Raw genomic sequence first — 22,340 nt, forward strand, 5'->3', positions numbered from 1 at the left:
CTCCCACTGGTCATCCCGCAATCCGTAACGTCTTGTCATCACCCCTCAGCGCTACGCGCCCCATCATTACTTTCAACGCGCTAATGACCAGGCAAATTTCCGAGAGTTCAATTGATGACACGCCCTAATGACAAAGCTGTTCACAAATTGGGAAAGAAGCTTAACGCCATCTGGAGCGATCTCTACCTTGCGGTCGAATATCTAAAAGCCGATTGCAAACGTTCCAGTGCGTTTGTTCGTCATGCCGCGGTGGAGGTTTTGGATCTTGGCGTCGAACTCGAAGATGGACGATCCTATGCAAAAGTCTGGGCCCAGAAATTTGTGTCGCGATTGGAGATTCTCTCTGCCGGTATTGCGGACGCCCACGAACTGTTGCCCCGGACTCTCACAAATGGTTACGACAGAAGTAAATCCATCAAAAATGTCCTTTCGCCTAATGTTTCCATTCTGAGGAAAAGCGAAGGAGAGAAAAGAGTCGGTATTTTCAACGAGTCAAGCGATGCAACTGCCGAATTGGCCCGCGAGATCAAAGTGATTTGTGATGCCGTGAACGAACTCGTACGCACACTGAGTGAATCGGATCAGTACAGTGCCGACATGATAGGAATGTTCAAACTCTGTGCAGCACGGTTAAAAGGCATTCTTTCATCTTCCTATTCACTGAAAAAGTGGGAGCTTGAACTGCACCGGGCTCATTACTTCTTCAGGCAGGCAGCAAGACCGTTGTCCACGATGCAAGAAATGGTCGATCAGAGCAAGGCAAGTTCTCCGGGAAATCGGCCTTACGGCAGAATGGCTGACTATATCGCCGACAGGTTTGAAGATACGATGGGCCTTGTTTTGAAAAAGGCAGACCCGGGTTATGCAAGGCATAATTTCATCAGCAGGAAACAAAGCGGGCCCATTCCCTCGGCACGCGTTTTGCGGTCACCGGTAAATACACCGGTTCTAAAAAAAGCGCTAGTCGACCACAAGGCCACTCAACCAAGTCTGACTTCTTCTCCAAAACAGCCGGATACGGAGATCAAACGCCAGACAACCGCGCCGCCGATATCGGTAGATGCTGTGACTTCACCGTTATCGATTAATGCTGGAAGTGGCGGATATGCAGGTCCAGGCGCCCGATCGAAAACCGGCAAGGATGAGCCGGCAAACAAGCAGGCTGGCATTGATGCCAAGCCCGGCGGTGTCCGGCAGAACAAAGTAACATCCAAGAATGCGCCCGCACCGCGCCAGGCGAGCGTCCGGGCTGCGACGATGTCTGTGCAATGGCAAGAGCTTCAGGCACTGTCACAGCAACAGCGATCAGACAAGAAAACTGCTTGAGCACGACGCTCACTTAGGCGCTGTGATTTTGAAGAGCCTCCTTGTTTGACCGGTGTACGCCCTCGGGCTAGAATGATGGGTTCTCAAAAATCCAAAATTCTATGCGTCGCAAACTGATTACCGGAAACTGGAAGATGAATGGCGGCCTGGCATCGAATGCCGCCTTGCTCTCCGCAGTCAAGTCCGAACTGGGGCAGCAGCCTTCATGCCAGGTCGCGGTCTGCGCGCCTGCGCCTTATCTAGCCCAGTGCCAGCAATTGCTCGCCGGCACGTCGGTCGCATGGGGAGCGCAGGACGTTTCCGCACATGATGCCGGCGCATATACGGGCGAAGTCTCGGCGGCCATGCTGAGGGATTTCGACTGTGCTTATGTCATCGTCGGCCATTCCGAGCGTCGTGCCTATCACGGCGAAAGCGATGAGATGGTCGGCCGCAAGGCGGCACGTGCGATTGCGGCTGGCTTGATTCCCATTGTGTGTGTCGGTGAAACCCTGGCCGAGCGGGAAGCCGGACAGACCGACCAGGTGGTGCAGCGCCAACTCGAGGCAGTGCTTGCGCAGCTTGCCGGTAACGATCTCGGGAAACTGGTCGTGGCTTATGAGCCGGTCTGGGCTATAGGCACCGGTAAGACCGCCACGCCACAGATGGCCCAGGATGTGCACGCATTCCTGCGCGGCCGGATCGCGGCACGCGATGCGCAGGCTGCGTCCGGCATCCAGATTCTGTACGGCGGAAGCATGAAACCCGACAATGCCGCCGAACTGCTTGCGATGGCTGATATCGACGGTGGCCTGATTGGCGGCGCCGCGTTGAAGGCTGCCGATTTTCTGGCAATCGTGCGCGCCGCAGCCTAACGCTTTACTTATCTTGTACTGGAATTTGCAATGAATACCTTATTTACCATCATCGTCGTGATCCAGGTGCTGTCGGCACTGACGATTATTGGCCTGGTTCTGCTGCAACATGGCAAGGGCGCCGACATGGGCGCCGCATTTGGCTCCGGTGCGTCGGGTAGTCTGTTCGGTGCAACCGGCTCATCGAATTTCCTGTCCAAGTCAACCGGCCTGGCCGCGGCAATTTTCTTCGGCGCAACGCTGGCGCTGGCTTTCATTGGAAACCGGCCTGCTTCGGTGACAGGCGGCGTGATGGATAATCTGCCTGCCACTACAGCGCCGGCCGCTGCTCCCGCTGCCCCCGCTGCTCCTGCGCCAGCACCGGCTGCACCTGCCCAGGGTGAAGGCCAATCCGGCCAGATTCCAAAATAGTTTTACTTTTATGCTTGTCCGATGCGCAACTGTGCATTGAATAAAGAATTCGGACAGGTTAAAATACAGGGCTTGCCGACGTGGTGAAATTGGTAGACACGCTATCTTGAGGGGGTAGTGGCGAAAGCTGTGCGAGTTCGAGTCTCGCCGTCGGCACCACAATAATAAAGCCAGCTAGGGACATCCCAAGCTGGCTTTTTCTCGAGAATGTTGTTTAGTTCGCATGCTCTACATGGCGGCTGGGGCATTCTAGGCTGGACTTTCTTCATACGGCGACCCATCGTGAACCTCGAAAACTACTTCCCCGTACTCCTGTTTATTCTCGTCGGCATCGGCGTTGGTGTCGCGCCCCAGGTGCTGGGCCGCCTGCTGGGTCCGCACCGGCCTGATGTGCAGAAGAACTCTCCTTACGAATGCGGCTTTGAGGCATTCGAAGATGCGCGCATGAAGTTCGACGTGCGCTATTACCTGGTTGCAATTTTATTCATTCTGTTTGACCTGGAAACTGCTTTCTTCTTCCCGTGGGGCGTAGCCATGCGCGACCTGGGCTGGGCTGGATTCGTCACGATGCTGGTGTTCATCGTCGAATTCGTGGTCGGCTTCTGGTACATCTGGAAGAAGGGCGCTCTGGATTGGGAATAAGCCATGTCTATTGAAGGTGTAATGAATGAAGGTTTTGTCACCACTACGGCTGACAAGCTGATCAACTGGACCCGTACCGGGTCCATGTGGCCAATGACCTTCGGTCTGGCCTGCTGCGCAGTCGAAATGATGCATGCCGGCGCGTCACGCTACGATCTCGACCGTTTCGGCGTGGTGTTTCGCCCGTCGCCGCGCCAGTCGGACGTGATGATCGTTGCCGGCACGCTTTGCAACAAGATGGCGCCGGCGCTGCGCAAGGTGTACGACCAGATGGCCGAGCCGCGCTGGGTCATCTCGATGGGCTCCTGCGCCAACGGCGGTGGCTACTATCACTATTCATATTCGGTCGTGCGCGGTTGCGACCGCATCGTGCCGGTCGATATCTATGTGCCCGGCTGCCCGCCGACAGCGGAAGCGCTGCTGTACGGCATCATGCAGCTGCAGAACAAGATCAAGCGCACCAATACCATCGCCCGCTAACGGCGCTCAGACGCTTATATGACGACCAAACTAGAAACGCTCGAAGCCGGGTTGCGCAACGCGCTCGGCGACAATCTGCATGACCTGACCGTCGCGCTTGGTGAAGTCACCATCGTAGTCAAGGCAGCCAATTACCTGTCCGTGATGCGCGTGCTGCGCGACCACTCCGAACTGCGCTTTGAAGAACTGATCGACCTGTGCGGCGTCGACTACTCGGCGTATGGCGATGGCGCCTACGACGGTCCGCGCTTTGCCGTGGTGAGCCATCTGCTGTCGCTGACGCATAACTGGCGTCTGCGCGTGCGCGTGTTTGCGCCCGACGACGACATGCCGCTGGTGGCGTCGATGGTGGACGTCTGGCCGACCGCCAACTGGTATGAGCGCGAGGCATTCGACTTCTATGGCATCCTGTTCGACGGTCACAACGACCTGCGCCGCATCCTGACCGACTATGGCTTCATCGGCCATCCGTTCCGCAAGGACTTCCCGGTGACGGGCTATGTCGAGATGCGCTATGACCCCGAGCAGAAGCGCGTGATTTATCAGCCGGTGACGATTGAGCCGCGTGAAAATGTGCCGCGCGTCATCCGCGAGGAAAATTACGGGATCAAATAATCATGGCTGAAATCAAGAACTACACCCTGAACTTCGGGCCGCAGCACCCGGCCGCGCACGGTGTGCTGCGCCTTGTGCTGGAACTGGACGGCGAAGTCATCCAGCGCGCAGACCCGCATATCGGCCTGCTGCATCGGGCCACCGAGAAACTGGCTGAGCAAAAGACCTATCTGCAGTCGGTGCCGTACATGGATCGCCTCGATTACGTGTCGATGATGTGCAACGAGCACGCCTATGTGATGGCCATCGAGAAGATGCTGGGCATCGAGGTGCCGTTGCGCGCCCAGTACATCCGCGTGATGTTCGATGAGATCACCCGCCTGCTCAACCACCTGCTGTGGCTCGGCGCGCATGCGCTCGACGTTGGCGCCATGGGCGTGTTCCTCTATGCCTTCCGCGAGCGCGAGGACCTGATGGACTGCTACGAGGCGGTGTCGGGCGCGCGCATGCATGCGGCCTACTACCGTCCGGGCGGCGTCTATCGCGACCTGCCGGAAGCCATGCCGAAGTATGCGGCATCGGTGATCCGCAATGAGAAGGCAATCCGCCAGCTCAATGAAAACCGCCAGGGTTCGCTGCTCGACTTCATCGAGGACTTCACCAACCGCTTCCCGGGTTATGTCGATGAATACGAAACCCTGCTGACCGACAACCGTATCTGGAAGCAGCGCCTGGTGGGCATCGGCGTGGTCTCGCCGGAGCGTGCCAAGGCCATGGGCTTCACCGGCCCGATGCTGCGCGGTTCGGGCATCGAGTGGGATCTGCGCCGCAAGCAGCCATACGAGGTGTACGACCTGCTGGACTTCGATATCCCCCTCGGCACCAACGGCGACTGCTACGACCGCTACCTGGTGCGCGTGGAAGAGATGCGCCAGTCCAACCGCATCATCAAGCAATGCATCGAATGGCTGCGCAATAATCCCGGTCCGGTGATGGTGGACAACCACAAGGTGGCGCCGCCGCCGCGGGTGGACATGAAGTCCAACATGGAAGAGCTGATCCACCACTTCAAGCTGTTCACCGAAGGCTTCCACGTGCCTGCCGGCGAAGCCTATGCGGCGGTCGAGCATCCGAAGGGCGAGTTCGGCATCTACATGATTTCAGACGGCGCCAACAAGCCGTATCGCCTGAAGATCCGCGCGCCAGGTTTCCCGCACCTGCAGGGCCTCAATGAAATGGCCAAGGGCCATATGATCGCGGACGCGGTCACCATCATCGGCACCCAGGACATCGTTTTCGGCGAGATTGACAGATAAGGTCGTGCGCTTCAGGTGAAGCGCATCGATATTCGAGGCAAACACAATGGTGTTATCAGAGCAAGCGTACAAAAAGATCGATCGCGAGATCGCCAAGTTCCCGGCTGACCAGAAACAGTCCGCGGTCATGGCCGCGCTGGCGATTGCGCAGGACGAGGCCGGCTGGCTGTCGCCCGAAGTCATGGAAGCCGTGGCTGCCTATCTCGACATGGCGCCGATCGCCGTGCAGGAAGTCGCCACCTTCTACATGATGTACAACCTCAACCCGGTTGGCAAAAGCAAGATCACGATCTGCACCAACCTGCCATGCGCGCTGTCCGGCGGTGAAAAGGCGGCGCACTATCTCAAGCAAAAGCTGGGCATCGACTATCGTGAAACGACCGAAGACGGCAATTTCACGCTGATGGAAGGCGAGTGCATGGGCGCCTGTGGCGACGCACCGGTCCTGCTGGTGAACAACAAGCGCATGTGCAGCCTGATGTCGGATGAAAAGATCGATGCGCTGCTGGAGGAATTGAAGAAATGACCAGCCTGCATAACCGTCATATCAAGCCGCTGATCCTGGCGGGCCTGGATGGCTCCAACTGGCACCTGAAGGATTACGTCAAGCGCGGCGGCTACGAGTCGCTGCGCCGCATTCTAAACGAGGGCATCACGCCCGAGCAGGTGATCGCCGAGCTGAAGGCTTCCTCGCTGCGTGGACGCGGCGGCGCCGGCTTTCCGACCGGGCTTAAGTGGAGCTTCATGCCGCGTCAGTTCCCGGGCCAGAAATACCTGGTCTGCAACACCGACGAAGGCGAGCCGGGCACCTTCAAGGACCGCGACATCATTCGCTACAACCCGCATGCGCTGATCGAAGGCATGGCCATCGGCGCCTATGCGATGGGCATCACCGTGGGCTACAACTATATCCACGGCGAGATCTGGGCCGACTACGAGCGCTTCGAGGAAGCGATCGAAGAAGCGCGCGCCGAAGGCTTCCTGGGCGATGGCATCATGGGCAGCCAGTTCAACTTCCAGCTGCACGCCTTCCACGGCTATGGCGCCTACATCTGCGGCGAGGAAACCGCGCTGCTGGAATCGCTCGAGGGCAAGAAAGGCCAGCCGCGCTTCAAGCCGCCGTTCCCGGCCAGCTTCGGCCTCTACGGCAAGCCGACCACCATCAACAACACCGAGACCTTTGCCGCGGTGCCGTTCGTGATGAAGATGGGCGGCGAAGCCTATGCCGCGCTGGGCAAGCCGAACAATGGCGGCACCAAGATCTTCTCGATGTCGGGCGACATCGCCCGTCCGGGCAACTATGAAGTCCCGCTGGGCACGCCATTCGCGACCCTGCTGGAACTCGCCGGCGGCATGCGCGACGGCAAGAAGATCAAGGCCGTGATCCCGGGCGGATCGTCGATGCCGGTGCTCACCGGCGACGTGATGATGGCCACCGACATGGACTACGACTCGATCGCCAAGGCCGGCTCGATGCTGGGTTCGGGCGCGGTCATCGTGATGGATGAAACCCGCTGCATGGTGCGCTCGCTGCTGCGCCTGTCCTACTTCTATTACGAGGAATCCTGCGGCCAGTGCACGCCGTGCCGCGAAGGCACCGGCTGGCTGTACCGCATGGTGCACCGGATCGAGCATGGCCAGGGTCGTCCGGAAGACATCGACATGCTCAACTCGGTGGCCGACAACATCCAGGGCCGCACCATCTGCGCGCTGGGCGATGCCGCCGCGATGCCGGTCCGGGCAATGATCAAGAATTTCCGGGAAGAGTTCGAATATCACATTGAGCACAAGCAGTGCCTGGTTCCGGCCTATCTGTAAATCAGGAACAGGCCGCAAGGCTCCGGTGCGCGAAACGCACGCTACGGGAAAAAGATAACCATGGTTGAAATCGAAATAGACGGCAAGAAAGTGGAAGTGCAGGAAGGCAGCATGGTGATGGAAGCTGCCAACAAGATCGGCACTTACATTCCGCATTTCTGCTATCACAAGAAGTTGTCCATCGCGGCAAACTGCCGCATGTGCCTGGTGGAAGTCGAGAAGGCGCCCAAGCCCTTGCCGGCCTGCGCCACGCCCGTCACCAACGGCATGATCGTGCGCTCGCACAGCGAAAAGGCAGTCAAGGCCCAGAAGGGCGTGATGGAATTCCTGCTGATCAATCACCCGCTGGATTGCCCGATCTGCGACCAGGGCGGCGAGTGTCAGTTGCAGGATCTGGCGGTCGGCTATGGCGGCTCCAATTCGCGCTATGCGGAAGAAAAGCGCGTCGTGGTGCCCAAGGATGCCGGCCCGCTGATCTCGATGCGCGAGATGGCCCGCTGCATCCACTGCACCCGCTGCGTGCGCTTCGGCCAGGAAGTGGCCGGTGTGATGGAGTTCGGCATGCTCAACCGCGGCGAGCACGCGGAGATCACGTCCTTCGTCGGCAAGACGGTGGACTCCGAACTGTCGGGCAACATGATCGACCTGTGCCCGGTCGGCGCGCTGACATCCAAACCGTTTCGCTACAGCGCCCGCACCTGGGAGCTGTCGCGCCGCAAGTCGGTCAGTCCGCATGACGGCCTGGGTTCCAACCTGATCGTTCAGGTCAAGGGCGGCGAAGTCAAGCGGGTGCTGCCGCTGGAAAACGAAGAAATCAACGAGTGCTGGCTGTCGGACCGCGACCGTTTCTCCTACGCAGGCCTGAATGTCGAGGAGCGCCTGACGCGCCCGATGATCAAGCAGGACGGCAAGTGGATGGAAACAGACTGGCAGACCGCCCTCGAATATGTCGCGCATGGCCTGCGCAACATCCGGCACGAGCATGGCGCTGACGCGATTGCCGCGCTGGCAACGCCAAATTCCACGCTGGAAGAACTGGCGCTGCTGAAGAAGCTGGTCAATGGCATCGGTTCCGACAACGTCGACTTCCGTCTGCGCCAGTCTGACTTCGCGCTCAGCGGTGAAGTCGCTCCCTGGCTGGGCATGTCGATCGCCGAATTCGCCGAACTCAAGCGTGTGTTCGTGATCGGCTCCTTCCTGCGCAAGGACCATCCGCTGCTGACGGCCCGCCTGCGCGCCGCCACCAAGAACGGCGCCAAGATCGGCATCCTGCATGGCAGCGATGACGACCTGCTGATGCCGGTTGCCGCCAAGATGATCGTTGCGCCGTCGGCCTGGCTGTCGGCGCTTTCCGAGATCATGGCAGCCGTGTCGGTGGCCAGGACGGTGGCGCTGCCGGCCGGCTTCGACAATATCGAGCCGTCCGAGAATGCGAAGCTGATCGCAGGCAGCCTGCTGTCCGGCGAGCCGCGCGGCATTTTTCTGGGCAATGCTGCTGCAAACCATCCGCAGGCATCGCAACTGCATGCGGCAGCGCAATGGCTGGCAGAGCAGACCGGCGCACACTTCGGCTACCTGACCGAGGCGGCCAACACCGTCGGCGGCCACCTGGTGCAGGCCTATCCCGCCAAGGGCGGCAATGCGCAGCAGATGCTGTCGTCGCCGCGCAAGGCCTACCTGCTGCTCAATGCGGAGCCGGAGCTCGACTGCTACGACCCGCAACTGGCCCGTCGCGCGCTGGACCAGGCCGAGATGGTGGTGTCGATGTCGGCCTATCGCCAGGGCCTGGATTATGCCGACGTGCTGCTGCCGATCTCGCCTTTCAGCGAGACTGCCGGCACCTATGTGAACTGCGAAGGCCGCGCGCAAAGCTTCAACGGCACCGTCAAGCCGCTCGGCGAAACCCGTCCTGCATGGAAGGTGCTGCGCGTGCTGGGCAACCTGCTGGACCTGGAAGGCTTCAACTACGAGACTTCGGAAGAAATCCGCAACCAGGTGCTGGGCCTGGACGCCAACGCCAAGGAAATCCAGGGCGACCTGCGTCCGCGCCTGAGCAACAAGACCGGCCTTGCGCCGCAGGCGGGCAAGGCAGTGGCGGGCGACGCACTGGAACGCCTGGCGCCCGTGCCGATCTACAGCACCGATGCCGTCGTGCGCCGTTCGCCGCCGCTGCAGCAGACCAACGATGCGAAGGCGCCTGTCGCCGCCATCTCCGTCGCGCTGGCCGAGAAGCTGGCCGTGATTGCAGGTGATCCGGTGCGGGTCAGCCAGGGCGGCGCAAGCGTCCTGCTGGATGTCGCCATCGATGCCCGCCTGCCGCAGAACGTGGTGCGTGTCGCAACAGCGCGTCCCGAGACCCGGATGCTGGGCGGCATGTTCGGTGAAATCCGTGTGGAGAAAGCGTAATGGATCAAATGCTGCTGAACCTGCAGACCACCGGACAAGGCATTTTCGGCGCTGTCTGGCCCCTGGTCTGGAACCTGGTCAAGATCGTGCTGATCGTGCTGCCCATCATGGGTTGCGTGGCCTACCTGACCCTGTGGGAAAGGAAGATGATCGGCTGGATGCACGTGCGTATCGGCCCGAACCGCGTTGGCCCCGCAGGCCTGCTGCAGCCGATCGCCGACGCGCTGAAGCTGCTGCTGAAGGAAATCATCGTGCCGGCCCGCGCCAGCAAGGCGCTGTTCGTCATCGCCCCGATCATGACCATCATGCCGGCGCTGGCTGCATGGGCGGTCGTGCCTTTCGGTCCGGAAGTGGCGCTGGCCAATGTCAATGCCGGCCTGTTGCTGGTGATGGCAATCACCTCGATGGAAGTGTATGGCGTGATCATCGCCGGCTGGGCATCCAACTCGAAGTACGCTTTCCTCGGCGCGATGCGCGCATCGGCCCAGATGGTGTCGTATGAAATCGCGATGGGCTTCGTACTGGTCATCGTGCTGATGGTGTCGGGCAGCCTGAACTTCACCGAGATCGTGATGCAGCAGACCACTGGCCGCATGGCATCGATCGGCCTGAACTTCCTGTCCTGGAACTGGCTGCCGCTGCTGCCGATGTTCGGCGTGTACATCATCTCCGGCATCGCCGAGACCAACCGCCACCCGTTCGACGTGGTCGAAGGCGAGTCCGAGATCGTCGCCGGTCACATGGTGGAATACTCGGGCATGTCGTTCGCGATGTTCTTCCTCGCGGAATACGCGAACATGATCCTGATCTCGGCCCTGGCGTCGCTGATGTTCCTCGGCGGCTGGGATGCGCCGTTCGGCGTCGCGCCGTTCACCTGGATTCCGGGCTGGATCTGGCTGGGCATCAAGACCTTCCTGGTGGTATCGATCTTCATCTGGGTACGCGCATCCTTCCCGCGCTATCGCTATGACCAGATCATGCGACTGGGCTGGAAAGTGTTCATCCCGCTGACGCTGGCTTATCTGCTGATCGTCGCGATCTGGATCCAGTCCCCCTGGAATATCTGGAAATAATGGAAAAGGCTGAATAAGACATGGAAGCCATCAAGGATTTTTTCGGCAGCCTCATGCTGCGCGAGCTGTTCAAGGGCCTGGCCCTGACCGGCCGCTATATGTTCGCACGCAAGATCACCGTGCAATTCCCGGAAGAGAAGACGCCACTGTCGCCGCGTTTCCGCGGCCTGCACGCGCTGCGCCGCTATCCCAACGGCGAAGAGCGCTGCATCGCCTGCAAGCTGTGCGAAGCGGTCTGCCCGGCAATGGCCATTTCGATCGAGTCCGACGAGCGTGAGGACGGCACCCGCCGCACCACCCGTTACGACATCGACCTGACCAAATGCATTTTCTGCGGTTTCTGCGAAGAGTCCTGCCCGGTGGACTCCATCGTCGAGACCAATATGCTGGAGTACCACGGTGAGAAACGGGGCGACCTGTACTACACCAAGGAAATGCTGCTGGCCATTGGCGACCGTTACGAGAAAGACATCGCCGCCAACCGCGCCGCCGACGCCGCTTACCGTTGATTTGATTAATTCGCTGCAGAACCGGCCTTTCCGGGGCGGTCGAGGGCGATCATTGTGGTCCATTATGGAATTTAAAACTGCGCTGTTCTACGTGTTCTCGGCCGTCCTTGTAGTGGCCGCGACCCGCGTCATCACGGATCGCAACCCGGTGCATGCTGCCCTGTACCTGGTGCTGTCCTTCTTTTCGGCCGCCGCCATCTGGATGCTGCTGAAAGCGGAATTCCTCGCCATCGTCCTGGTGCTGGTCTATGTCGGCGCGGTGATGGTGCTGTTCCTGTTCGTGGTCATGATGCTCGATATCGACATGGATAAATTGCGGCAGGGCTTCTGGAGCTACTTCCCGTTCGCGGCCACGATAGGCGTGATCATCGTGCTGGAAATGGCGGCAGTGCTGTTCCGCGGCTTCCTGACGCTCGATCCGCGGGTCCCGGAAGCTGCCGCCAACATCGGCAACACCCGCGAACTCGGCAAGCTGATCTATACCCAGTATGTGTACGGCTTCGAGATCGCCGCGGTAATCCTGCTGGTTGCCATCGTTGCCGCCGTGGCGCTGACCCTGCGCCGGCGCAAGGACAGCAAGTACTTCGATCCGGCCGACGCGGTCAAGGTCAAGAGCACCGACCGTCTGCGCATCATCAGCATGAAATCCGAAACCGAGCGCGTTGCCGCGCCTGCAGAGGCTGACGCCGCTTCCGCGTCCGCCCCGCAAAAACAATAAGGGCCGCATTGTGACTCTGACTCTTGCTCATTACCTGATCCTCGGCGCGATCCTGTTTTCGATCTCCGTCGTCGGTATTTTCCTCAACCGCAAGAACATCATCATTCTGCTGATGGCGATTGAACTGATGCTGCTTGCGGTGAACATGAATTTCATCGCGTTCTCGCATTATCTCGGCGATGCCGCCGGACAGATCTTCGTTTTCTTCATCCTCACTGTGGCCGCCGCGGAATCCGCAATCGGCCTGGCGATCCTTGTTGTGCTGTTCCGCAATCTCGACACCATCAACGTCGAAGATCTGGACACGCTCAAGGGCTAATAACAAATAAACGATAAGGTTCATCATGGCGGGGCAACTCAACCCACAACTCCTTCTGGCCGTACCTCTGGCGCCGCTCGCGGGATCGGCCATTGCCGGCCTCTTCGGCACCAAGTTCTTCGGCAACAAGATAGGGCGGGGCGCTTCCCACAGCGTCACCATCCTCGGCGTGCTGATCGCGCTGATCATCTCGGTGCAGACGCTGCTGGCGGTGCTGGATGGCGCGACCTACAACGGCACGCTGTACAACTGGATGACGGTCGGCGGCATCAAGCTGGAAATCGGCTTCATGGTCGACAGCCTGACCGCGATGATGATGTGCGTCGTGACCTTCGTCTCGCTGATGGTTCATATCTATACCATCGGCTACATGCAGGAAGATCCGGGCTATAACCGTTTCTTCTCCTACATCTCGCTGTTCACCTTCTCCATGCTGATGCTCGTGATGAGCAACAACTTCCTGCAGCTGTTCTTCGGCTGGGAAGCGGTTGGCCTGGTGTCGTATCTGCTGATCGGTTTCTGGTACACCAAGCCGACCGCGATCTACGCCAACATGAAGGCATTCCTGGTCAACCGCGTCGGCGACTTCGGCTTCATCCTCGGCATCGGCCTGCTGCTGGCGTTCGCCGGCTCGATGAACTACACCGAAGTGTTCGCCAAGCGCGAAGCGCTGGCCCAGCTGACCATGCCGGGTTCGAGCTGGATGCTGCTGACGGTTGCCTGCATTTGCCTGTTCATCGGCGCGATGGGCAAGTCGGCACAGTTCCCGCTGCATGTATGGCTGCCCGATTCGATGGAAGGCCCGACCCCGATCTCGGCGCTGATCCACGCCGCCACCATGGTCACCGCCGGCATCTTCATGGTTGCCCGCATGTCGCCGCTGTTCGAGCTTTCGGACACCGCCTTGTCCTTCGTGCTGGTGATCGGCTCCATCACGGCCCTGTTCATGGGTTTCCTCGGCATCATCCAGAACGACATCAAGCGGGTGGTTGCGTATTCCACGCTGTCGCAGCTGGGTTACATGACGGTTGCCCTGGGCGCGTCCGCCTATCAGGTCGGCGTGTTCCACCTGATGACCCACGCCTTCTTCAAGGCGCTGCTGTTCCTTGCCGCCGGCGCGGTCATCATCAGCATGCACCACGACCAGGACATCCGTAACATGGGCGGCCTGCGCAAGTACCTTCCCATCACCTGGATCACCTCGCTGCTCGGCTCGCTCGCCCTGATCGGCACGCCATTCTTCTCGGGCTTCTATTCCAAGGACAGCATCATCGAAGCGGTGGCCGCGACCCATCTTCCGGGCGCGGGCTTTGCCTACTTCTCGGTGCTGGCCGGCGTGTTCGTCACTGCCTTCTACTCCTTCCGCATGTACTTCCTGGTGTTCCACGGCGAGGAGCGTTTCGGCAAGGCCCATCATGGCCATGACGACCATCACGACCATCACGCGGCGCATCACACCTCGGACGACATCCACGGCCATGAGGTCGAGGAAGAGGCGGGCCACGAGGAGCACCATGGCCTGGCGCCGGGAGAGAAGCCGGTCGAAGCGCCGCTGGTGGTCACGCTGCCGCTGATCCTGCTGGCCATCCCGTCGGTCATCATCGGCTACCTGGCTATCGGCCCGATGCTGCACGGCGACTTCTTCAAGGGCGTGATCTTCGTCGGTGAAAACCACCATGCGATGGAAGAGCTGGGTCACGAATTCCACGGCGCAATGGCCATGGCGCTGCACGGCTTCACCAGCCTGCCATTCTGGCTGGCGCTTGCCGGCGTCGTGACCGCCTACTACTGCTACATGATCAATCCGCGCGTGCCAGCCTGGTTCTACAGCAAGTTCCACGGCATCTACACGCTGCTGGACAACAAGTACTACATGGACCGCATCAATGAAGTGGTGTTCGCCGGCGGCGCCCGCGGCCTCGGCCGCGGCCTGTGGAATGTCGGCGACCGCGCCCTGATCGACGGGCTGCTGGTCAATGGCAGTGCGCGCGTGGTGGGCTGGTTCTCGGTGATTTCCCGTGCCTTCCAGACCGGCTACATCTACCACTACGCATTCACGATGATCCTCGGCATAGCGCTGTACCTGGGCTATCTGCTGCTGGCCAACTACATGAAATAACGTCGCGCTTCCAGAAAAACAAACATGATGCAGTCAACACTACCTCTACTCAGTCTGGCGATCTGGTTGCCGATTCTTTCTGGCCTGCTGGTGCTGGCCGTTGGCAACGACAACAAACCCGGCGCGTCGCGCATGCTGGCACTGCTCGGCGCAGTCATCAGCTTCCTGCCGACGCTGGCGATCGTCGCCGGTTTCGACAATGCCGCGCATGGCATGCAGTTCGTCGAGCGCGCCGCCTGGATCAAGACCTTCAACATCTTCTATGCGCTGGGCATCGACGGCATCTCGCTGTGGTTCGTGCCGCTGACGGCCTTCATCACGATCATCGTCGTGATCGCCGGCTGGCAGGTGATCGAGAAGAAGGTGTCGCAATACATGGGCGCCTTCCTGATCCTGTCGGGCGCGATGATCGGCGTGTTCTGCGCTCTGGACGGCCTGCTGTTCTATGTGTTCTTCGAAGCCACGCTGATCCCGATGTTCATCATCATCGGCGTCTGGGGCGGCAGCAACCGGATGTACGCCGCGGTCAAGTTCTTCCTGTACACCTTCCTCGGCTCGCTGCTGATGCTGGTGGCGATCATCTACCTGTACTTCAAGGCCGGCAACAGCTTCGACATCCTGGCCTGGCATGCGCTGCCGCTGCCGCTGGCCGTGCAGATCCCGATTTTCCTCGCCTTCATGATGGCCTTCGCCGTGAAGGTGCCGATGTGGCCGGTGCATACCTGGCTGCCCGATGCCCACGTCGAGGCGCCCACCGGCGGCTCGGTGGTGCTGGCTGCCATCATGCTCAAGCTCGGCGGCTACGGTTTCCTGCGCTTCTCGCTGCCCGTGACGCCGGACGCCAGCCACTACCTGGCGCCGCTGGTGATGTCGCTGTCGCTGATCGCGGTCATCTACATTGGCCTGGTTGCAATGGTTCAGGCCGACATGAAGAAGCTGGTGGCGTATTCATCGATTGCCCACATGGGTTTCGTCACGCTGGGCTGCTTCCTTTTCAACGATATGGGCGCGCAGGGCGCAATCATGCAAATGATCTCGCATGGCTTCGTGTCGGGCGCAATGTTCCTGTGCATCGGCGTTCTGTACGACCGCATGCACACCAGGCAAATCGCCGAATACGGCGGCGTCGTCAATACCATGCCGCGCTTCGCCGCCTTCTTCGTGCTGTTCTCGCTGGCCAATGCGGGCCTGCCGGCAACCTCGGGCTTCATCGGCGAGTTCATGGTGATCCTGGCTTCGGTCCAGTTCAATTTCTGGATCGGCGTGCTGGCCGGCACCGCCCTGATCCTGGGCGCGGCCTACTCGCTGTGGCTGGTCAAGCGGGTGGTGTTCGGCAACATCGGCAACAAGCATGTGGCCGAGCTGCAGGACCTGAGCGGCCGGGAATTCATGATGCTGGGCGTGCTGGCGATCGCCGTGATCGTGATGGGCGTCTACCCGGCGCCGATCGGCGATACGCTGCAGACGTCGGTGACGGATCTGCTGAAGCATGTTGCTGTGAGCAAGGTACCCTGAAACCCGGCGCATGAGGCCAATCAGGCAACTCCATTTTTACCCTGTCGCACCGCGGCAGGGGCAAGTTATCGGTGGCATGCGGCACGCTGCATGCCACCAGCAATAAAACCGGCGCAATCAAAGCGGAAACCATGAACAACCTGAATCTCGCACCGTTGTACCCCGAAATTTTTCTGGTGGTCGCGACGTCCGTCATCCTGCTGATCGACATGTTCCTGAGCGATGCCAGGCGCAACCTTACTTACCTGCTGTCCCTCGGCGCGCTTGCGGTGTGTGCCGCGCTGACGCTGGTGGACTTCAACCACGGCGCTACCCAGTACACCTTCGGCAACATGTTCGTTTCCGACCCGATGTCCAACCTGCTGAAGCTGTTCTCCTATCTGGCGGTCGGCCTGACGCTGATCTATTCGCGCCAGTACACCACCGATCGCAACATGGTGACGGTCAATACAGGCGGCGAATTCTACGTGCTGGCCCTGTTCTCGCTGGTGGGCCAGATGGTCATGCTGTCGGCAAACAACTTCCTGATCATTTACCTCGGCCTTGAACTGATGTCGCTGTCGCTGTACGCGCTGGTTGCGTTGCGCCGCGACCATACGGCATCCACCGAAGCTGCGATGAAGTATTTCATTCTCGGCGCCTTGGCATCCGGCTTCCTGTTGTATGGCATCTCGATGCTGTATGGCGCGACCGGCTCGCTGGACCTGGCCGAGGTGGCGCGCATCACCGCGTCCGGTACCGTCAACCGCATGGTGCTGGTGTTCGGCGTGGTGTTCGTCGTGGCCGGCCTGGCATTCAAGCTGGGCGCCGCGCCGTTCCATATGTGGGTGCCGGACGTCTACCAGGGCGCGCCCACTTCGGTCACGCTGCTGCTGGGCGGCGCGCCCAAGCTGGCGGCGTTCGCCATTTGCATGCGCCTGCTGGTGGAAGGCCTGTGGACGCTGGCTGTCGACTGGCAGCAGATGCTGACGGTGATGGCGGTGGTCTCCATGGCGATCGGCAACATCACCGCGATTGCGCAAACCAATCTGAAGCGCATGCTCGCCTATTCGACGATCTCGCAGATGGGCTTCATGCTGCTGGGCCTGCTCTCGGGCGTGTATGCCGGCAGCGATGCCAATGCCGCTGCCAATGCCTACAGCTCGTCGATGTTCTATGCCATCACCTATGTGCTGACCACGCTGGGCACCTTCGGCGTGATCATGCTGCTGTCGCGCGCCGGTTTCGAAGCGGACAACCTCGACGACTTCAAGGGCCTCAATCAGCGCAGCCCGTGGTTTGCCGCGGTGATGATGGTGCTGTTGCTGTCCCTGGCGGGCGTGCCGCCGATGATGGGCTTCTATGCCAAGCTGGCGGTGCTGCAGTCGGTACTGGGTGCAGGCATGCTGTGGCTGGCCATCGTTGCCGTGCTGTTCTCGCTGGTTGGCGCGTACTACTACCTGCGCATCATCAAGCTGATGTATTTCGATGACGCGACCGACAACACTCGCATCGTTGCCAACGGCGACATGCGCATTGCGCTCAGCCTGAACGGCGTGGCGGTCGTTGTGCTGGGCCTGCTGCCCGGCCCGCTGATGGCCGCCTGCGGCGCCGCCATCCTGCGCACGCTGGCCTCCTGATGCCGGTCCTCTCCCGCTAGATGGACGTTTCCCTCTCCAGCTGGCTGGTAATCCTGTTGGCCGCCTTGGCGGCCAACCTGCCTTTTCTCAGCGAGCGCGTGTTCGGCCTGATTCCCTGGCGCGGCGCAGCCAAGCCGTTCTGGCTGCGCCTGCTGGAAATGTTCTGCCTTTATGCCGCGGTTGGTTTGCTGGCTTTCCTGCTCGAGTCGCGCATGGGCAACCGTTTTCCGCAGCGCTGGGAATTCTACGCAGTCACCGGCTGTCTCTTCATTGTGCTGGCCTATCCCGGCTTCGTGTACCGCTATCTGCGACGCCGCCAGGGCTGAGTACCGCTCATCGTGAAAGGACAATGATGGACAAGCACCTGAGAGAAACCCGTGTCGACAGCTCGACCGTATATGACGGCGACTTTTTGAAGGTTCAGAAAGACCGGGTCAAGCTGCCCAACGGCGCGCACTCCGAGCGCGAATACATACGGCATCCGGGCGCGGTAGTGATCCTTCCCGTGCTGGACGACGGCAGCATCCTGATCGAGCGCCAGTACCGTTATCCGCTGGATCAGGTCTTCTATGAATTTCCTGCGGGGAAAATCGATCCGGGCGAGGACCATCTCGACTGCGCCAAGCGTGAACTGAAGGAAGAGACCGGTTATACCGCGACCGACTGGCAGTTCGTCTGCACGATCCATAATGCCATCGCCTATTCCGACGAGCATCTCGAAATCTATCTGGCACGCGGCCTGGTGGCGGGCGAAAGCGCGCTGGATGACGGCGAGTTCCTCGAAACCATGACAGTGTCGGTCGATGAACTGCTGCAATGGGTCAGGGAAGGCAAGGTCACCGACGTGAAGACCGTGATCGGTTCCTTCTGGCTGGAGAAAATCATTTCCGGTGCATGGCCGATGAAGTAGGGTTACAGTCCGTCCTTGGGAGCAACTGGTCGTAAAAAAAGCCGCTTGTCGCGGCTTTTTTGTTGTTACATGTTCGGATAGTTCGGACCGCCGCCACCTTCCGGCGTCACCCAGACGATGTTCTGCGTCGGGTCCTTGATATCGCAGGTCTTGCAGTGCACGCAGTTCTGCGCATTGATCTGCAGCCTTTCCTTGCCTTCGTCGCTGGTCACATATTCATACACGCCCGCCGGGCAATAGCGCTGCTCGGGACCGGCATAGATATGCAGGTTGATGTCGACCGGTACGTTCGGGTCCTTCAGCGTCAGGTGCACCGGCTGGTCTTCGGCATGATTGGTGTTGGAGATGAACACCGAGGACAGCCGGTCGAAGGTCAGCTTGCCGTCCGGCTTCGGATAGACGATGGGCTTGAACTCGGCCGCCGGCCGCAGATACTCATGGTCCGCCTTCTTGTGGCGCAGCGTCCATGGCGCCTTGCCACGGAACAGCACCTGGTCGATGCCCACCATCAGCGTGCCGGTGTACAGGCCCTGTCCCATGAAAGGCTTGAAATTGCGGGCCTTGTGCAGCTCGTCGTACAGCCAGCTGCTGCGGAAAGCCTCCGGATAAGCCGTGAGTTCATCGTGCTGGCGCTCAGCGCCAAGCGCATCGAACGCGGCTTCGGCGGCCATCATGCCGGTTTTCATCGCGGCATGGCTGCCCTTGATGCGGCTGGCATTGAGGAAGCCGGCATCGCAGCCCAGCAGCACGCCACCCGGGAAGGTCAGCTTCGGCAGCGACTGCAGGCCGCCCGCGGTAATGGCGCGCGCGCCATAGGAAATGCGCTTGCCGCCTTCGAAGAACTTGCGGATTTCCGGATGCGTCTTGTAGCGCTGGAATTCCTCGTACGGCGACAGATAGGGATTGGAGTAGGACAGGCCCACCACATAGCCGACTGCGACCTGGTTGTTTTCCAGATGGTAGAGGAAGGAACCGCCATAGGTGGTTGCGTCCAGCGGCCAGCCGGCGGTGTGGATCACCAGGCCCGGCTTGTGCATCTTCGGATCGATTTCCCACAGTTCCTTGATCCCGATGCCGTAGGTCTGCGGATCGCGGCCGGCATTGAGGTCGAAGCGCTGCATCAATTGCTTGCCCAGATGGCCGCGCGAGCCCTCGGCAAACAGGGTGTATTTCGCATGCAGCTCCATGCCCAGCTGAAAGGCGTCGGTCGGCTTGCCTTCACGGTCCACGCCCATGTTGCCGGTGGCTACGCCCTTGACGGAGCCGTCGTCGTTGTACAGGATCTCCGCGGCCGGAAAGCCTGGAAAGACTTCCACGCCGAGCGCTTCGGCCTGCTGGCCCAGCCAGCGCGTCACATTGGCCAGCGATACGACGTAATTGCCATGGTTCTTGAAGCAGGACGGCAGCATCCACTCCGGCGTGGTGCGGGCCTTCTTCTCGGTCAGGAACATGAAGCGGTCTTCGCTGACCGGAGTGTTCAGGGGCGCGCCCAGTTCACGCCAGTTGGGGAACAGTTCGTTCATGGCGATCGGGTCCATCACTGCGCCCGACAGGATGTGGGCGCCGACCTCGCCGCCTTTTTCCAGCACGCAGACCGAGACGTCGCGGCCATTTTTCTCTGCCAGTTGCTTCAGGCGGATCGCGGCCGACAGGCCGCCGGGTCCGCCACCGACGATCACGACGTCATACTCCATCGCTTCGCGCGGACCGTATTGTTCAAGAATGCTCTGGTTCTCCGTCATGGTCTCGTTACCTTTACTTTATTTTCGAACGTGCGTGCTAATTGTCCGGGATTTTGCGCCAGAATACTAGACGCGCGCCTCTAAACGCCCGCCTTTCATGTAATCTTAGCGGCTCTGCCGTCACGAGCGTCAAGGTAAAACAATTCAAGGAGAAAATTGTGGGGATAGAACTCAATTTCGAAGGCAAGGTAGCAATGGTCACCGGCGCGTCGAGCGGCCTGGGTGCACGCTTTGCGAAAGTACTTGCCCAGGGAGGCGCGCAGGTGGTCCTGGCGTCACGCCGTATCGAGCGCCTGAAGGAACTGCGGGCCGAGATCGAGGCCGACGGCGGCGCCGCCCATGTGGTCAGCCTGGATGTCACCGACTATGCCAGCATCAAGGCCGCGATTGCGCATGCAGAGACCGAAGCCGGCCCGATCGATATCCTGGTCAATAACTCCGGCGTCTCCACCACGCAGCGCCTGATCGACGTCACGCCTGACGATTACGCCTATGTGATGGACACCAATCAGCGCGGCGCCTTTTTTGTTGCGCAGGAAGCGGCCAAGCGCATGATCGCGCGCGCCAAGGGCGACCCGAAGAAACAGCATCGCATCATCAACATCGCGTCCGTGGCCGGCTTGCGGGTCTTGCCGCAAATCGGCATCTACTGCGTCAGCAAGGCAGCCGTGGTTCACATGACCAAATCGATGGCGGTGGAATGGGGCCGCTACAACATCAACGTCAACGCAATCTGCCCCGGCTATATCAGCACCGAGATCAATGCCGAGCATTTCCAGTCGGAGCAGGGCAAGGCGCTGGTCAACATGCTGCCCCGGAAGCGGGTCGGCGAGCCGCAGGACCTCGACGGTCTGCTTTTGCTGCTGGCATCCGATGAAGCCCATTTCATCAACGGCGCGATCATGACCGCCGACGACGGCATGAGCGCGTCCTGAAGATGGCAGACCGTACGCTGGTGCATGTGACCCGCATGCCGATACGCTGGGGCGACATGGACATGATGGGCCACGTCAACAACGCCAAGTACTTCACCTATATCGAGACGGCCCGCATCGACTGGTTCACCAGCATCGCCTGCGCGCCCAATCCGCAAGGCGAGGGGCCGGTGCTGATCAATGCCAGCTGCACCTTCCTCAGGCAGCTCGAATACCCGGGACAGATCGAGATACGGACCTTCGTCGGCGCCTTCGGCCGCACCAGCTTCGAGACCTTCCATGAGATCCGGCGGGTCGATCAGCCGGACGTGCTGGCGGCGGAAGGTGCGGCCAAGGTGGTCTGGGTGGATTTCACGGCAGGCAAGTCGACACCGATCTCGACGGAGTTGCGGGCCATCCTGTCGCGCCCGCTGCAGGCCCAATAGCCGGCGACCAGCCGTTTACAAGACGGTTGCTTCGGCCGCGGCCGGGTTGCCCGGCGGCGCCTGGCGCGTCACGCCCAGCAATCGATTGACCAGTTCACTGGACGTGGCGGCGGCAAACTTGCGCATCAGCTTGGCGCGATGCATCTCGACAGTGCGGGGGCTCAGGCCAACCTGGCGCGCGATCAGCTTGCTGGTCTTGCCTTCCACCAGCAGCGCCGCGATCTCCCGCTCGCGCGGCGTCAGTTCAGCGGTGACCGGGCGCTTCGCGCTGAGATCGTCGAAGGTCCAGATGCCGGCCGCATGGGCGTCGTGCGGCACCAGCGCACTGCCGGACACATGGCACCAGAACAGCTCCTGGCTTGCACGCTTCATGATGCGTTCGTCGGAATAACGGCCGCAGGCATTCATGATGGGCACGATACGGGCGCCGGTGCGCTCGAATTCGTCCGGCGAAGGGTAGAGCACCGAGAAAGACTTGCCGTTCAGCTCGCCCTGGGCGTAGCCAAACATCCGGTCCAGCGCGCGGTTGCTGGCCTGGATCACGCGGTTATGGGAAACACACATGCCCACCGGGGCATGCATGAAGATAGTCTCGAAGTCGATGGCAACGCCTTGTCTCATGGGGTGATACGCTCGTTATCCGAGATG

At 60.5% G+C, this 22,340-nt stretch carries 23 protein-coding genes and 1 tRNA gene; 22 read left to right on the forward strand and 2 right to left on the reverse strand.

Annotated elements, in window-relative coordinates:
• Window positions 1-111: 111 nt before the first annotated feature.
• The 20 genes from IGW04_RS16335 to IGW04_RS16430 all read left to right on the forward strand — a co-directional run bounded on the left by IGW04_RS16335 (window position 112) and on the right by IGW04_RS16430 (window position 18,590).
• Window positions 112-1,326, forward strand: coding sequence for a hypothetical protein (locus IGW04_RS16335; RefSeq protein WP_194714157.1), 1,215 nt, complete (start codon window positions 112-114; stop codon window positions 1,324-1,326).
• A 101-nt stretch (window positions 1,327-1,427) separates the two neighbouring features.
• Window positions 1,428-2,180, forward strand: a complete 753-nt coding sequence (gene tpiA / locus IGW04_RS16340) for a triose-phosphate isomerase (protein ID WP_194714158.1) — start codon at window positions 1,428-1,430, stop codon at window positions 2,178-2,180.
• 30 nt (window positions 2,181-2,210) lie between these two features.
• Window positions 2,211-2,591, forward strand: coding sequence for a preprotein translocase subunit SecG (gene secG, locus IGW04_RS16345; protein ID WP_194714159.1), 381 nt, complete (start codon window positions 2,211-2,213; stop codon window positions 2,589-2,591).
• 74 nt (window positions 2,592-2,665) lie between these two features.
• Window positions 2,666-2,750 (forward strand) — tRNA-Leu (locus IGW04_RS16350).
• Window positions 2,751-2,873: 123 nt separating this feature from the next.
• The gene (locus IGW04_RS16355; RefSeq protein ID WP_194714160.1) at window positions 2,874-3,233 is read left to right on the forward strand and encodes an NADH-quinone oxidoreductase subunit A; all 360 of its coding nucleotides are present in this window, start codon (window positions 2,874-2,876) and stop codon (window positions 3,231-3,233) included.
• Between the two features lie 3 nt (window positions 3,234-3,236).
• On the forward strand, window positions 3,237-3,713 hold the full coding sequence (locus IGW04_RS16360) for a NuoB/complex I 20 kDa subunit family protein (RefSeq protein ID WP_194714161.1): 477 nt from the start codon (window positions 3,237-3,239) through the stop codon (window positions 3,711-3,713).
• Window positions 3,714-3,731: 18 nt separating this feature from the next.
• Window positions 3,732-4,328 (forward strand): NADH-quinone oxidoreductase subunit C, encoded by a 597-nt coding sequence (locus tag IGW04_RS16365; RefSeq protein WP_194714162.1) that lies wholly within the window; start codon window positions 3,732-3,734, stop codon window positions 4,326-4,328.
• Between the two features lie 2 nt (window positions 4,329-4,330).
• The gene (locus tag IGW04_RS16370) at window positions 4,331-5,584 is read left to right on the forward strand and encodes an NADH-quinone oxidoreductase subunit D (RefSeq protein ID WP_194714163.1); all 1,254 of its coding nucleotides are present in this window, start codon (window positions 4,331-4,333) and stop codon (window positions 5,582-5,584) included.
• A gap of 46 nt (window positions 5,585-5,630) precedes the next feature.
• Window positions 5,631-6,110 carry an NADH-quinone oxidoreductase subunit NuoE gene (nuoE, locus tag IGW04_RS16375; RefSeq protein ID WP_194714164.1) on the forward strand — a complete coding sequence of 160 codons (480 nt, stop codon included), beginning with the start codon at window positions 5,631-5,633 and terminating at the stop codon, window positions 6,108-6,110.
• Window positions 6,107-7,402 (forward strand): NADH-quinone oxidoreductase subunit NuoF, encoded by a 1,296-nt coding sequence (gene nuoF / locus IGW04_RS16380; protein WP_194714165.1) that lies wholly within the window; start codon window positions 6,107-6,109, stop codon window positions 7,400-7,402. Before nuoE ends, nuoF begins: the two co-directional genes overlap by 4 nt.
• 60 nt (window positions 7,403-7,462) lie before the next feature.
• Window positions 7,463-9,808: an NADH-quinone oxidoreductase subunit NuoG gene (gene nuoG, locus IGW04_RS16385; protein WP_194714166.1), complete on the forward strand. Its 2,346-nt coding sequence runs from the start codon at window positions 7,463-7,465 to the stop codon at window positions 9,806-9,808.
• Complete coding sequence (gene nuoH / locus IGW04_RS16390) at window positions 9,808-10,881, forward strand: NADH-quinone oxidoreductase subunit NuoH (RefSeq protein WP_194714167.1); 1,074 nt, start codon at window positions 9,808-9,810, stop codon at window positions 10,879-10,881. Before nuoG ends, nuoH begins: the two co-directional genes overlap by 1 nt.
• A gap of 20 nt (window positions 10,882-10,901) precedes the next feature.
• Window positions 10,902-11,390 (forward strand): NADH-quinone oxidoreductase subunit NuoI, encoded by a 489-nt coding sequence (gene nuoI / locus IGW04_RS16395; protein ID WP_194714168.1) that lies wholly within the window; start codon window positions 10,902-10,904, stop codon window positions 11,388-11,390.
• Between the two features lie 64 nt (window positions 11,391-11,454).
• The gene (locus IGW04_RS16400; protein ID WP_194714169.1) at window positions 11,455-12,108 is read left to right on the forward strand and encodes an NADH-quinone oxidoreductase subunit J; all 654 of its coding nucleotides are present in this window, start codon (window positions 11,455-11,457) and stop codon (window positions 12,106-12,108) included.
• 7 nt (window positions 12,109-12,115) lie between these two features.
• Complete coding sequence (gene nuoK, locus IGW04_RS16405; protein WP_194714231.1) at window positions 12,116-12,427, forward strand: NADH-quinone oxidoreductase subunit NuoK; 312 nt, start codon at window positions 12,116-12,118, stop codon at window positions 12,425-12,427.
• Between the two features lie 25 nt (window positions 12,428-12,452).
• Window positions 12,453-14,546 (forward strand): NADH-quinone oxidoreductase subunit L, encoded by a 2,094-nt coding sequence (gene nuoL / locus IGW04_RS16410; RefSeq protein WP_194714170.1) that lies wholly within the window; start codon window positions 12,453-12,455, stop codon window positions 14,544-14,546.
• A 24-nt stretch (window positions 14,547-14,570) separates the two neighbouring features.
• Window positions 14,571-16,061, forward strand: a complete 1,491-nt coding sequence (locus IGW04_RS16415; RefSeq protein ID WP_194714171.1) for an NADH-quinone oxidoreductase subunit M — start codon at window positions 14,571-14,573, stop codon at window positions 16,059-16,061.
• Between the two features lie 131 nt (window positions 16,062-16,192).
• Window positions 16,193-17,680, forward strand: a complete 1,488-nt coding sequence (nuoN, locus tag IGW04_RS16420; protein WP_194714172.1) for an NADH-quinone oxidoreductase subunit NuoN — start codon at window positions 16,193-16,195, stop codon at window positions 17,678-17,680.
• Between the two features lie 20 nt (window positions 17,681-17,700).
• On the forward strand, window positions 17,701-18,006 hold the full coding sequence (locus tag IGW04_RS16425) for a DUF2818 family protein (protein ID WP_194714173.1): 306 nt from the start codon (window positions 17,701-17,703) through the stop codon (window positions 18,004-18,006).
• Window positions 18,007-18,032: 26 nt separating this feature from the next.
• Window positions 18,033-18,590, forward strand: a complete 558-nt coding sequence (locus IGW04_RS16430; protein ID WP_194714232.1) for an NUDIX domain-containing protein — start codon at window positions 18,033-18,035, stop codon at window positions 18,588-18,590.
• 65 nt (window positions 18,591-18,655) lie between these two features.
• Here IGW04_RS16430 and IGW04_RS16435 read toward each other — a convergent pair whose 3' ends face one another.
• On the reverse strand, window positions 18,656-20,332 hold the full coding sequence (locus tag IGW04_RS16435; RefSeq protein WP_194714174.1) for an electron transfer flavoprotein-ubiquinone oxidoreductase: 1,677 nt from the start codon (window positions 20,330-20,332) through the stop codon (window positions 18,656-18,658).
• Between the two features lie 158 nt (window positions 20,333-20,490).
• Here IGW04_RS16435 and IGW04_RS16440 point away from each other — a divergent pair, with 158 nt between their 5' ends.
• Entirely contained in the window at window positions 20,491-21,267 is a 777-nt protein-coding gene (locus IGW04_RS16440; protein WP_194714175.1) for an SDR family oxidoreductase, read from the forward strand.
• A 2-nt stretch (window positions 21,268-21,269) separates the two neighbouring features.
• The gene (locus IGW04_RS16445) at window positions 21,270-21,692 is read left to right on the forward strand and encodes an acyl-CoA thioesterase (protein ID WP_194714176.1); all 423 of its coding nucleotides are present in this window, start codon (window positions 21,270-21,272) and stop codon (window positions 21,690-21,692) included.
• Window positions 21,693-21,707: 15 nt separating this feature from the next.
• On the opposite strand, the gene IGW04_RS16450 is transcribed toward IGW04_RS16445, so the two are convergent.
• Entirely contained in the window at window positions 21,708-22,313 is a 606-nt protein-coding gene (locus IGW04_RS16450; RefSeq protein WP_194714177.1) for a LuxR C-terminal-related transcriptional regulator, read from the reverse strand.
• Between the last annotated feature and the right edge of the window lie 27 nt (window positions 22,314-22,340).

This window comes from Noviherbaspirillum soli, assembly GCF_015352955.1.
Taxonomy (GTDB): domain Bacteria; phylum Pseudomonadota; class Gammaproteobacteria; order Burkholderiales; family Burkholderiaceae_D; genus Noviherbaspirillum_A; species Noviherbaspirillum_A soli.

Coding starts and splice junctions, on each gene's coding strand:
- tpiA (WP_194714158.1), top strand. CDS start 1,428: ATGCGTCGCAAACTGATTACCGGAAACTGGAAGATGAATGGCGGCCTG.
- secG (WP_194714159.1), top strand. CDS start 2,211: ATGAATACCTTATTTACCATCATCGTCGTGATCCAGGTGCTGTCGGCA.
- IGW04_RS16360 (WP_194714161.1), top strand. CDS start 3,237: ATGTCTATTGAAGGTGTAATGAATGAAGGTTTTGTCACCACTACGGCT.
- IGW04_RS16365 (WP_194714162.1), top strand. CDS start 3,732: ATGACGACCAAACTAGAAACGCTCGAAGCCGGGTTGCGCAACGCGCTC.
- IGW04_RS16370 (WP_194714163.1), top strand. CDS start 4,331: ATGGCTGAAATCAAGAACTACACCCTGAACTTCGGGCCGCAGCACCCG.
- nuoE (WP_194714164.1), top strand. CDS start 5,631: ATGGTGTTATCAGAGCAAGCGTACAAAAAGATCGATCGCGAGATCGCC.
- nuoF (WP_194714165.1), top strand. CDS start 6,107: ATGACCAGCCTGCATAACCGTCATATCAAGCCGCTGATCCTGGCGGGC.
- nuoG (WP_194714166.1), top strand. CDS start 7,463: ATGGTTGAAATCGAAATAGACGGCAAGAAAGTGGAAGTGCAGGAAGGC.
- nuoH (WP_194714167.1), top strand. CDS start 9,808: ATGGATCAAATGCTGCTGAACCTGCAGACCACCGGACAAGGCATTTTC.
- nuoI (WP_194714168.1), top strand. CDS start 10,902: ATGGAAGCCATCAAGGATTTTTTCGGCAGCCTCATGCTGCGCGAGCTG.
- IGW04_RS16400 (WP_194714169.1), top strand. CDS start 11,455: ATGGAATTTAAAACTGCGCTGTTCTACGTGTTCTCGGCCGTCCTTGTA.
- nuoL (WP_194714170.1), top strand. CDS start 12,453: ATGGCGGGGCAACTCAACCCACAACTCCTTCTGGCCGTACCTCTGGCG.
- IGW04_RS16415 (WP_194714171.1), top strand. CDS start 14,571: ATGATGCAGTCAACACTACCTCTACTCAGTCTGGCGATCTGGTTGCCG.
- nuoN (WP_194714172.1), top strand. CDS start 16,193: ATGAACAACCTGAATCTCGCACCGTTGTACCCCGAAATTTTTCTGGTG.
- IGW04_RS16425 (WP_194714173.1), top strand. CDS start 17,701: ATGGACGTTTCCCTCTCCAGCTGGCTGGTAATCCTGTTGGCCGCCTTG.
- IGW04_RS16430 (WP_194714232.1), top strand. CDS start 18,033: ATGGACAAGCACCTGAGAGAAACCCGTGTCGACAGCTCGACCGTATAT.
- IGW04_RS16435 (WP_194714174.1), bottom strand. CDS start 20,332: ATGACGGAGAACCAGAGCATTCTTGAACAATACGGTCCGCGCGAAGCG.
- IGW04_RS16445 (WP_194714176.1), top strand. CDS start 21,270: ATGGCAGACCGTACGCTGGTGCATGTGACCCGCATGCCGATACGCTGG.
- IGW04_RS16450 (WP_194714177.1), bottom strand. CDS start 22,313: ATGAGACAAGGCGTTGCCATCGACTTCGAGACTATCTTCATGCATGCC.